We start from the raw sequence: 12,147 nt of genomic DNA on the forward strand, positions 1-12,147 counted from the left end.
GTCGTCGCGTTCATGCCGTGGAACGGCTACAACTACGAAGACTCGATCCTGATCTCGGAACGCATCCTGCGCGACGACGTGTTCACCTCGATCCACATCGAGGAATACGAAGTCGCCGCCCGCGACACCAAGCTCGGGCCAGAGGAAATCACCCGCGACATCCCCAACGTCGGCGAGGAGGCGCTGCGCAACCTCGACGAAGCCGGCATCGTCTATATCGGCGCCGAAGTGCAGCCGGGCGACATCCTGGTCGGCAAGATCACCCCCAAGGGCGAAAGCCCGATGACGCCGGAAGAAAAGCTCCTCCGCGCCATCTTCGGTGAAAAGGCCTCGGACGTCCGCGACACCTCGCTGCGGCTGCCGCCGGGCGCATTCGGCACGATCGTCGAAGTGCGCGTCTTCAACCGTCACGGCGTCGACAAGGACGAACGCGCCCTGCAGATCGAGCGTGAGGAAGTCGAACGCCTCGCCCGCGACCGCGATGACGAACTCGCGATCCTGGAACGCAACATCTATGCGCGCCTCAAGACCCTGATCATGGGCAAGACTGCCGTGAAGGGGCCGAAGGGCATCAAGGCCGGATCGACCATCGACGACGAACTCTTGGGTACGCTGTCGCGCGGGCAGTGGTGGCAGCTGGCCCTTGCCGAAGAGAATGAAGCCAAGGACGTGGAAGCTCTGCACGACCAGTTCGAAGCGCAGAAGCGCGCCCTGGATCACCGGTTCGACGACAAGGTCGAGAAGGTGCGCCGTGGCGACGACCTGCCTCCGGGTGTCATGAAGATGGTCAAGGTCTTCGTCGCGGTGAAGCGCAAGCTGCAGCCGGGCGACAAGATGGCCGGCCGTCACGGCAACAAGGGCGTCATCTCGAAGGTCGTCCCGATGGAAGACATGCCCTTCCTGGCCGATGGCACCCCGGTTGACCTCGTTCTGAACCCGCTCGGCGTGCCGTCGCGGATGAACGTCGGTCAGATCCTTGAGACGCACATGGGCTGGGCCGCGTGGTCTGGGCATGAACATCGACGAAGCGCTGAAGGAATATCGCCGGTCCGGTGACATGACCCCGGTGCGTGAGGCGGTGCGTCTGGCCTACGGCGACGAGACCTATGAAGAAGCCTTCGCCGACCGGACCGAGGAAGACTTCCTTGAACTGGCGGGCAACGTGACCAAGGGCGTGCCGATCGCGACCCCGGTCTTCGACGGCGCGAAAGAGGCTGATGTGAACGACGCGCTGACCCGCGCCGGGTTCGACACCTCGGGCCAGTCGGTCGTCTTCGACGGCCGCTCGGGCGAGCAGTTCCAGCGCAAGGTGACGGTGGGCGTGAAGTACATGCTGAAGCTGCACCACCTTGTCGACGACAAGCTGCACGCACGTTCGACCGGTCCGTACTCGCTTGTTACCCAGCAGCCGCTGGGCGGTAAGGCGCAGTTCGGTGGCCAGCGTCTCGGCGAGATGGAGGTCTGGGCCTTGGAAGCTTACGGCGCCGCCTACACCCTGCAGGAAATGCTGACGGTGAAGTCGGACGACGTGGCAGGCCGGACCAAGGTCTACGAGTCGATCGTCAAGGGCGAGGACAATTTTGAGGCCGGCGTGCCGGAATCGTTCAACGTCCTTGTCAAGGAAGTGCGGGGCCTCGGCCTCAACATGGAACTCCTGGATGCGGAGGAGGAGTGAGGGACAAATCTTTTCGAAAAGATTTGCAAATTCCTTCGAAGGAATTTGGCTCTCACCCCTCTGACCGCAGCCCTTCATATGGGAAGATAAAATGAACCAGGAACTCTCGACCAACCCGTTCAGCCCGGTCGCACCGGTCAAGACCTTCGACGAGATCAAGATCTCTCTGGCCTCGCCCGAGCGGATCCTGTCGTGGTCCTTCGGCGAGATCAAGAAGCCGGAAACCATCAACTACCGCACGTTCAAGCCGGAACGTGACGGCCTGTTCTGCGCCCGGATCTTCGGGCCGATCAAGGACTACGAATGCCTCTGCGGCAAATACAAGCGCATGAAATATCGCGGCGTCGTCTGCGAAAAGTGCGGTGTTGAAGTCACGCTCCAGAAGGTGCGCCGCGAGCGGATGGGCCACATCGAACTGGCCGCGCCCGTCGCGCACATCTGGTTCCTGAAGTCGCTGCCCAGCCGGATCGGTCTGATGCTCGACATGACGCTGCGGGATCTGGAACGCATCCTCTACTTCGAAAACTACGTCGTCATCGAGCCGGGTCTGACCGACCTGACCTACGCGCAGATGCTGACCGAAGAGGAATACCTCGACGCGCAGGACCAGTACGGCGCCGACGCCTTCACCGCCAACATCGGTGCGGAAGCGATCCGCGAGATGCTGGCGGCGATCGACCTCGACGCCACGGCCGAACAGCTGCGTGAAGAGCTGAAGGAAGCCACTGGCGAGCTGAAGCCGAAGAAGATCATCAAGCGTCTGAAGATCGTCGAAAGCTTCCTCGAATCCGGCAACCGCCCGGAGTGGATGATCCTGACCGTGCTTCCGGTGATCCCGCCGGAACTGCGCCCGCTGGTCCCGCTGGACGGCGGCCGGTTCGCCACCTCCGACCTGAACGACCTTTATCGTCGCGTCATCAACCGCAACAACCGCCTGAAGCGCCTGATCGAGCTTCGCGCCCCGGACATCATCGTCCGGAACGAAAAGCGGATGCTGCAGGAAGCTGTTGACGCTCTGTTTGACAACGGCCGTCGTGGCCGCGTGATCACGGGCACCAACAAGCGCCCGCTGAAATCGCTGTCGGACATGCTGAAAGGCAAGCAGGGCCGCTTCCGCCAGAACCTTCTGGGCAAGCGGGTCGACTTCTCGGGCCGTTCGGTCATCGTGACCGGCCCGGAACTGAAGCTGCACCAGTGCGGGTTGCCGAAGAAGATGGCCTTGGAGCTTTTCAAGCCCTTCATCTACTCGCGGCTTGAGGCCAAGGGTCTGTCCTCGACCGTCAAACAGGCCAAGAAGCTTGTGGAAAAGGAACGTCCCGAGGTCTGGGACATCCTGGATGAAGTCATCCGCGAACACCCGGTTCTCCTGAACCGCGCGCCGACGCTGCACCGTCTGGGCATCCAGGCCTTCGAGCCGATCCTGATCGAAGGCAAGGCGATCCAGCTGCACCCGCTCGTCTGCTCGGCCTTCAACGCCGACTTCGACGGTGACCAGATGGCTGTCCACGTGCCGCTTTCCCTGGAAGCCCAGCTGGAAGCCCGCGTCCTGATGATGTCGACGAACAACGTTCTGTCGCCAGCCAACGGCAACCCGATCATCGTGCCGTCGCAGGACATGGTCCTCGGCCTTTACTACGTCACGATGGAACGCAAGGGCATGGTTGGTGAGGGCATGGCCTTCGCCGATATCGACGAAGTCGAGCATGCCCTGGCCGCCGGTGCGGTGCACCTGCACGCCAAGATCAAGGCGCGTCTCCGTCAGGTCGACGAGACCGGCAACATCGTCTGGAAGCGCTTCGACACCACGCCCGGCCGCCTGCGGCTTGGCAACCTGCTGCCGCTGAACGCCAAGGCCCCCTTCGACCTGGTGAACCGTCTTCTGCGGAAAAAGGACGTCCAGACCGTCATCGACACCGTCTACCGCTACTGCGGTCAGAAAGAGTCGGTGATCTTCTGCGACCAGATCATGACCCTTGGCTTCCGCGAGGCGTTCCGCGCCGGCATTTCGTTCGGCAAGGACGACATGGTGATCCCGGATACCAAGTGGACCATCGTCAACGAGGTGAAGGACCAGGTCGCCGGCTTTGAACAGCAGTACCTCGACGGCCTGATCACCCAGGGCGAGAAGTACAACAAGGTCGTCGACGCCTGGACCAAGTGCAACGACAAGGTCACCGAGGCCATGATGTCGACGATCTCGGCTGTCCGCCACGACGCGGACGGCTCCGAGCGTGAGCCGAACTCGGTCTACATGATGGCCCACTCGGGTGCCCGGGGTTCGGTCATCCAGATGAAGCAGCTGGGCGGCATGCGCGGCCTGATGGCCAAGCCCTCGGGCGAGATCATCGAGACGCCGATCATCTCGAACTTCAAGGAAGGTCTGACCGTTCTTGAATACTTCAACTCGACCCACGGCGCGCGGAAAGGTCTGTCGGACACCGCGCTCAAGACGGCGAACTCGGGCTATCTGACCCGCCGTCTGGTCGACGTGGCGCAAGACTGCATCGTCCGCGCGCATGACTGCGGCACCGAACAGGCGATCATGGCTTCGGCCGCGGTCAACGACGGTGAAGTGATCGTGCCGATGGGCGAACGTGTCCTTGGTCGCGTTGCGGCCGATGACGTGGTGATCCCGGCAACCGGCGAGGTGCTGGTCGCGAAGGGCGAGCTGATCGACGAACGCCGCGCCGACCTGATCAACGGTTCGGGCGTCGCGCAGATCCGCATCCGCAGCCCGCTGACCTGCGAGGCCGAAGAAGGCGTCTGCGCGCTTTGCTACGGTCGTGACCTTGCCCGTGGCACGCTGGTCAACATCGGTGAAGCGGTCGGCATCATCGCCGCCCAGTCCATCGGTGAACCCGGCACCCAGCTGACGATGCGGACCTTCCACATCGGCGGCGTGGCGCAGGGCGGCCAGCAGTCGTTCCTGGAAGCCAGCCAGGAAGGCAAGATCGAGTTCCGCAACGCCAACCTCCTCTCCAACGTCACCGGAGAGCAGATCGTTGTCGGCCGGAACATGTCGATCGCGATCATCGACGAGGCGGGCCAGGAACGGGCCGCCCACAAGCTGACCTACGGCGCGAAGCTGCACGTCAAGGAAGGCGAAACCGTCAAGCGCGGCACCAAGCTCTTCGAATGGGACCCCTTCACCCTGCCGATCATCGCCGAAAAGACCGGCGTGGCGCGGTTCAAGGATCTTGTCGCGGGCATCTCGGTCCGTGAGGAAACCGATGATGCGACGGGCATGACCCAGAAGATCGTCTCGGACTGGCGGTCGGTGCCCAAGGGCGGCGATCTCAAGCCCGAGATCATCGTGATGGACCCGGCCACGGGCGATCCTGTGCGCGGCGACAGCGGCAACCCGATCACCTACGCCATGTCGGTGGACGCAATCCTCTCGGTCGAAGACGGTCAGGAACTGCGCCCCGGCGACGTGGTGGCGCGTATCCCGCGCGAAGGGGCGAAGACGAAGGACATCACCGGGGGTCTTCCCCGCGTGGCCGAACTCTTCGAAGCCCGGCGTCCGAAGGATCACGCGATCATCGCGGAAACCGATGGCTACGTCCGCTTTGGCAAGGACTACAAGAACAAGCGCCGCATCACGGTTGAACCCGTGGATGAGACGCTGACCGCCGTCGAATACATGATCCCCAAGGGCAAGCACATTCCGGTTCAGGAAGGCGACTTCGTCCAGAAGGGCGACTACATCATGGACGGCAACCCGGCTCCGCACGACATCCTGCGGATCATGGGGATCGAGGCGCTTGCCAACTACATGATCGACGAAGTGCAGGACGTCTATCGCCTGCAGGGCGTCAAGATCAACGACAAGCACATCGAGGTCATCGTTCGCCAGATGCTGCAGAAGTTCGAGATCCTCGACGGTGGCGACACCACGCTGCTGAAGGGCGAACAGGTCGAGAAGATCGAGCTGGACGAAGAAAACGCCAAGTCGGTCGCCCGTGGTGGCCGTGAGGCGAAGGCCGAGCCGGTCCTTCTGGGGATCACCAAGGCGTCGCTGCAGACCCGCAGCTTCATCTCGGCGGCCTCGTTCCAGGAGACCACTCGCGTCCTTACCGAGGCTTCGGTGCAGGGCAAGCGCGACAAGCTTCTGGGCCTGAAGGAAAACGTCATCGTCGGCCGCCTGATCCCGGCGGGCACCGGTGGCGCCACCAGCCGCGTCAAGAAGATCGCCGCCGATCGCGACAGCACCGTGATCGAGGCGCGCCGGACCGAGGCCGACCAGGCCGCGGCACTGGCTGCCCCGCTGGCGGTGATGGAGCCCGAGATCGACCTCGATCTCGACGCGGGCCTTGTCGACACCATCGAAAGCCGCGATTAAACCTCGCGGCCTTCGGGCACGTTTCCCCCCCGCCGGATCCCTCCGGCGGGGGTTCTTTTTTCCGGGTTGCGGCAGCGGATCCGCCGATGACAACCTTGTGAACAGGGGCTGCGATGCATACCTCCCAAGCAGAGCAGCAAGGGGAGAGCCAGCCACATGACCATCCGTTCGATCGTCACTTTCGTCCAGCCGTCCGACATCGATCAGGATCATGCCGCCCTGGCGCTTACTCTGGGATGGGCTGACGCGCTTTCGGCCCGAGCCGTGGTTCTGGCGTTCCCGGTTGATGTCACCGGCCAGGGTGGCGACGATGAACCGGACTTCGGGCGGGCTCGGGCTGCCATTGCCGCGCTTGCCGACCGGGCAGGGGTTCCTTTCACCATCGTGGACCGCTCAAGCTTTGCCTATGGGATCGGCGAGGTCTTCGCCGACCACATGAAGGTCGCCGACCTTGGCATCCTCACTGGCCGTCGCGGCCCCCTTCTGGGCGAGCGTCTTTTGGCCCAGGCCGCACTTTTCGACTCCGGTCGTCCCCTGGTCATTGCCCCGAAGCGGCACGCTGCCACTCCGCCACGCCGCGCGCTGATCGCCTGGGATGGCACTCACGCCGCCGCCCGCGCGATGCAGGACACGATTGCGCTTCTCGCCCCGGGGGCCGAAGCCATCGTCGCCAGGGTGACTGACGACAAGGCGCTGCGGATGGACCAGTCCGGGATCGAGGCCGCGCATCACCTCGCCCGCCACGGCCTCCAGGCCGAGTTTCGCGAGATCCCGCGCAATGGCCGCGACATCTACGAAGCCCTCCTCGCCGCCGCGACCGAGGCTGGCTGCGACCTGATCACTGTCGGTGCGGTCCGACATTCGCCGATCCATGAGCTGGTTTTCGGCAGCGTCACAGGCCGCGTCCTCGACGGTGACTGCCCCCTGCCGGTCCTCCTGTCGGCCTGAGACGCGTCGCAAAGGGGCCAGGCTGACGACAAGACGCCCCGCAAGACCGTCTGACCTAACGCCCCTCCAGACCCTTTCATCTGGCCCCAAATATCCTCGGGGGGTTTGGGGGGCGAAGCGCCCCCAATGACCGAACCTTCTGCGCGCCCGTCGCGCGCAGAAGGCGAGACAAAAGGCGTGCGCGCCAGCGCTCCATTCGAAAACCGCCCGTGCCAAGGTCGCGACCTTTCCGTCCGGTTGCCGCGCAGGCCTGACCCCGTCAGTCCAGTGCGCCCGGAAATCCGTCCCCGGCTGGAGACTTCCCCTTCCCGCCGTCGCCTGCTACCCAAGCAAGGCAAGTGAAGGACGAAGACGTGCCGATTTCCGACAACCTCCGCGGCATCCTTCTGATGTGCGCCTCGATGGCCGCCTTCACCATCAACGACACCTTCATGAAGTCGGTCACCCAGACCCTTCCCCTGTTCCAGACCATCGGCCTGCGCGGGTTGATCGCCGTTGTGGGCCTGCTGATCCTCTGCCTTGCAACCGGAGCCTTCAAGTTCCGCCCGAACCGCCGCGATGGCTGGCTGATCCTGCTCCGCTCGCTGGCTGACGTCGCCGCCACGATCCTGTTTCTGGAAGCCCTTCTCCGGATGCCGCTCGCCAACCTTTCGGCGATCCTGCAGGCGCTGCCCCTTCTGATCACCCTCGGTGCGGCGCTGGTCTATGGCGACAAGATCGGCTGGAGGCGGATGACCGCCATCCTCGTCGGCCTTGCGGGCGTCCTCATCATCATCCGCCCGGGGACCGAGGGCTTTGACCGCTGGTCCCTTCTGGGGCTTGCCTCGGTTGCCTGCGTGGTGGTGCGCGACCTCTCGGTCCGTCCCTTGCAGGGCCAAGTGCCCTCGACCCTTGTCGCCCTTGGGGCCGCCGTCGCCGTGTCGCTGATGGGGTGGACCGGCGTGATCTTCCAGGGCTGGCACACCCCCACCGACTGGGAGCTTACCCGTGTCCTTGGCGCGGGCCTTTTCCTGATCGTCGGCTACCTGACTTCGGTCGCCGCGATGCGCCACGGCGACATCGGGATGGTCGCACCGTTCCGGTATACCTCGCTGCTCTGGGCCATCGTCCTTGGCCTTGTGGTCTTTGGCGATCTTCCGGATGTCTGGACCCTGGTCGGCGCTGCCATTGTCGTCGCCGCGGGCCTCTTCACCCTTTGGCGCGAGCGGCGGCTTCGCCTGCAGAAGGCCTGACTTCAATGCCGCGGCGGGGCAGGGGCCCGATGTTGACACCCCCCCCGATTCCCCATATACGCCCGCCAACCCGAACCCCCGCCCGACCCTTAAGTCGCGACCGGGACAAGGGCTCAGAGCGCTTGAAGTGGTCATGATCCGGGCCGAAAATGCCCCGATCCTCTGGAATTCCACCGCGGCATCGCCGGAAACGGCGGTGGTTGCGGTGTTCGTGTTTTGCGATTCGCGCAAGGCACGGTCGAGAAGCGGCGCCTCCGCACGGCTAGGGGGGCGAGTATCGAAACGAGGAACGTGAATGCCGACGATTCAACAGCTGATCCGGAAGCCCCGGGAAGCAGTGGTCCGGAAGTCCAAGTCGCAGCACCTGGAATCCTGCCCGCAAAAGCGTGGGGTTTGCACCCGCGTCTATACCACCACCCCGAAGAAGCCGAACTCGGCCATGCGGAAAGTCGCCAAGGTGCGCCTGACCAACGGTTTTGAGGTCATCTCCTACATCCCCGGCGAAAAGCACAACCTTCAGGAACACTCTGTCGTCCTGATCCGTGGCGGCCGGGTCAAGGACCTTCCGGGTGTGCGCTACCACATCCTCCGCGGCGTTCTGGATACCCAGGGCGTCAAAGAACGTCGTCAGCGTCGTTCGAAATACGGCGCCAAGCGTCCGAAGTGAGGAGATAACAGATGTCCCGTCGTCACGCCGCCGAAAAGCGCGAAATCCTGCCCGATGCCAAGTTTGGCGATCGGGTTGTCACCAAGTTCATGAACAACCTGATGTTCGACGGCAAGAAGTCCGTCGCCGAAAGCATCGTCTACGGCGCGCTTGACCGCGTCCAGACCCGCCTGAAGCGCCCGGCCGTCGAAGCCTTCCACGAAGCGCTGGAAAACGTGAAGCCGTCCGTCGAAGTGCGCTCGCGCCGCGTCGGTGGTGCCACCTACCAGGTCCCGGTCGAAGTCCGCACCGAACGCCGCGAAGCGCTCGCGATCCGCTGGCTGATCATTGCGGCCAGGAAGCGCAACGAAAACACCATGGAAGAGCGTCTGGCCGCCGAACTGGCCGACGCCGTGCAGAACCGCGGCACCGCCGTGAAGAAGCGCGAAGACACCCACAAGATGGCCGACGCAAACAAAGCGTTCAGCCACTACCGCTGGTAAGGGGTCATCATGGCACGCGACTATCCGCTCGACCGCTACCGCAACTTCGGGATCATTGCCCACATCGACGCGGGCAAGACCACGACCTCGGAACGCATCCTCTACTACACCGGCAAGTCCCACAAGATCGGCGAAGTCCATGACGGCGCCGCGACGATGGACTGGATGGAGCAGGAGCAGGAACGCGGGATCACGATCACCTCGGCTGCGACCACCACCTTCTGGAACCGTCAGATCGATTCCTCGGCTGGTCTTGGCGACAAGGCGACGAAATACCGCTTCAACATCATCGACACCCCCGGCCACGTGGACTTCACCATCGAAGTCGAACGTTCGCTGGCCGTCCTTGACGGCGCTGTGGTTCTTCTCGACGGCAACGCCGGCGTGGAACCGCAGACCGAAACCGTGTGGCGTCAGGCTGACCGCTACAAGGTTCCGCGCATCGTGTTCGTCAACAAGATGGACAAGACCGGCGCCGATTTCATGAAGTGCGTCCGCATGATCAAGGACCGGACCGGCGCTAACGCTGTTCCGATCGTCCTGCCGATCGGTGCCGAGGACAAGCTGGAAGGTATCATCGACCTCGTGACCATGGAAGAATGGGTCTACGAGGGCGAAGACCTGGGCGCTTCCTGGAAGCGTCAGCCGATCCGCGAAAGCCTGAAGGCGGAAGCCGACGAGTGGCGCATGAACCTGGTGGAAACCGCCGTGGGTCAGGACGACGCCGCGATGGAAGCCTACCTGGAAGGCAATGAACCCTCGCCGGAAACCCTGCGGGCGCTGATCCGCAAGGCGACCCTCGCGATCGACTTCATCCCGGTGATGGCTGGCTCGTCGTTCAAGAACAAGGGCGTGCAGCCCCTTCTGAACGCCGTGATCGACTATCTGCCCTCGCCGCTGGACGTGCCGCCCTACATGGGCTTCGCGCCGGGCGACGAGACGGAAACCCGCAGCATTGCGCGGTCGGCCGATGACGCACAGCCCTTCTCGGGCCTGGCGTTCAAGATCATGAACGACCCCTTCGTCGGCTCCTTGACCTTCACCCGGATCTATTCGGGCAAGCTGGCCAAGGGCGACGCGATGCTGAACGCGACCAAGCAGCGCAAAGAGCGCGTTGGCCGCATGATGATGATGCACGCGATTGAACGGGAAGAGATTTCCGAAGCTTTCGCGGGCGACATCATCGCGCTTGGCGGTCTGAAGGAAACCACCACCGGCGACACGCTTTGTGATCCGGCGGCCCCCGTTGTTCTGGAAACCATGACCTTCCCGGTCCCGGTGATCGAGATCGCGGTCGAACCGAAGACCAAGGCCGACCAGGAAAAGATGGGCATCGCTTTGGCCCGTCTGGCTGCCGAAGACCCGTCCTTCCGCGTGGAAACTGACCTCGAAAGCGGCCAGACCATCATGAAGGGCATGGGCGAACTTCACCTCGACATCCTCGTCGACCGCATGCGTCGCGAGTTCAAGGTCGAGGCGAACATCGGCGCTCCGCAGGTGGCTTACCGCGAGACGATCAGCCGCGAGCACGAGATCGACTACACGCACAAGAAGCAGACCGGTGGTACCGGCCAGTTCGCGCGCGTGAAGCTGATCATCTCGCCGACCGAGCCGGGCGAAGGCTATTCGTTCGAATCGAAGATCGTGGGCGGTGCGGTGCCGAAGGAATACATCCCCGGCGTCGAAAAGGGCATCAAGTCGGTCATGGACAGCGGTCCGCTGGCAGGCTTCCCGGTCATCGACTTCAAGGTCCAGCTGATCGACGGCGCGTTCCACGACGTCGACTCCTCGGTCCTGGCTTTTGAGATCGCGTCGCGGGCTGCCATGCGCGAAGGCCTGAAGAAGGCCGGCGCGAAACTGCTGGAACCGATCATGAAGGTCGAAGTCGTCACCCCGGAAGAATACACCGGCGGCGTCATCGGCGACCTGACCTCGCGTCGGGGCATGATCAACGGCCAGGACAGCCGCGGCAACGCGAACGTCATCGCCGCGATGGTTCCGCTGGCCAACATGTTCGGCTACATCAACCAGCTCCGCTCGATGACCTCGGGCCGCGCCGTGTTCTCGATGGAGTTCGACCACTACGACACCGTTCCGGAAAACCTGAGCCAGGAAATCCAGAAGAAATACGCATGACGGTGCGGCGGGTAACTCCCGCCCTACCACCCCGTAGGGTGCGCTAAAGCGCACCGCAACCGACACTCGAATGAGGAGAGACCCTGATGGGCAAGGCAAAGTTTGAACGCAACAAGCCGCACGTCAACATTGGCACGATCGGCCACGTTGACCACGGCAAGACGACGCTGACGGCGGCGATCACGAAGTATTTTGGCGAATTCCGCGCCTATGACCAGATCGACGGGGCGCCGGAAGAGCGGGCTCGTGGCATCACGATCTCGACCGCGCACGTGGAATACGAGACGGAAGCCCGTCACTACGCCCACGTCGACTGCCCCGGCCATGCCGACTACGTCAAGAACATGATCACCGGTGCCGCCCAGATGGACGGCGCGATCCTGGTTTGCGCCGCCTCGGACGGCCCGATGCCGCAAACGCGCGAGCACATCCTCCTCGGCCGTCAGGTCGGCATCCCGTACATGGTGGTCTATCTGAACAAGATCGACCTCGTGGATGACGAGGAACTGCTGGAACTCGTCGAGATGGAAGTGCGCGAGCTGCTTTCGTCCTACGAATACCCCGGCGACGACATTCCGATCGTCAAGGGCAGCGCCCACCAGGCGATGATCGGTGAGCGCAAGGACATCGGCGAAGATTCCATCCGCGCGCTGATGAAGGCCGTG

The 12,147-nt window shown here is 63.4% G+C and carries 7 protein-coding genes and 1 pseudogene; all 8 read left to right on the forward strand.

The features are described from left to right. Positions 1-1,675: pseudogene (gene rpoB / locus U1E69_RS20630) on the forward strand (DNA-directed RNA polymerase subunit beta); the annotation flags it as partial. A gap of 91 nt (positions 1,676-1,766) precedes the next feature. Next, positions 1,767-6,017, forward strand: coding sequence for a DNA-directed RNA polymerase subunit beta' (gene rpoC, locus U1E69_RS20635; protein ID WP_322246287.1), 4,251 nt, complete (start codon positions 1,767-1,769; stop codon positions 6,015-6,017). Positions 6,018-6,173: 156 nt separating this feature from the next. Further along, positions 6,174-6,965, forward strand: coding sequence for a universal stress protein (locus tag U1E69_RS20640; RefSeq protein WP_322246288.1), 792 nt, complete (start codon positions 6,174-6,176; stop codon positions 6,963-6,965). A 353-nt stretch (positions 6,966-7,318) separates the two neighbouring features. After that, the gene (locus tag U1E69_RS20645; RefSeq protein WP_322246289.1) at positions 7,319-8,197 is read left to right on the forward strand and encodes a DMT family transporter; all 879 of its coding nucleotides are present in this window, start codon (positions 7,319-7,321) and stop codon (positions 8,195-8,197) included. A gap of 295 nt (positions 8,198-8,492) precedes the next feature. Next, the gene (rpsL, locus tag U1E69_RS20650) at positions 8,493-8,864 is read left to right on the forward strand and encodes a 30S ribosomal protein S12 (RefSeq protein WP_103259202.1); all 372 of its coding nucleotides are present in this window, start codon (positions 8,493-8,495) and stop codon (positions 8,862-8,864) included. An 11-nt stretch (positions 8,865-8,875) separates the two neighbouring features. Then, positions 8,876-9,346 carry a 30S ribosomal protein S7 gene (rpsG, locus tag U1E69_RS20655; RefSeq protein WP_305547300.1) on the forward strand — a complete coding sequence of 157 codons (471 nt, stop codon included), beginning with the start codon at positions 8,876-8,878 and terminating at the stop codon, positions 9,344-9,346. Positions 9,347-9,355: 9 nt separating this feature from the next. Then, positions 9,356-11,482 carry an elongation factor G gene (gene fusA / locus U1E69_RS20660; protein ID WP_322246290.1) on the forward strand — a complete coding sequence of 709 codons (2,127 nt, stop codon included), beginning with the start codon at positions 9,356-9,358 and terminating at the stop codon, positions 11,480-11,482. Between the two features lie 86 nt (positions 11,483-11,568). Beyond that, on the forward strand, positions 11,569-12,147 hold a 579-nt coding region (locus tag U1E69_RS20665; protein ID WP_322246291.1), incomplete at its 3' end, for a GTP-binding protein.

This window comes from Tabrizicola sp. (genome assembly GCF_034366665.1).
Classification (GTDB): Bacteria; Pseudomonadota; Alphaproteobacteria; order Rhodobacterales; family Rhodobacteraceae; genus Tabrizicola.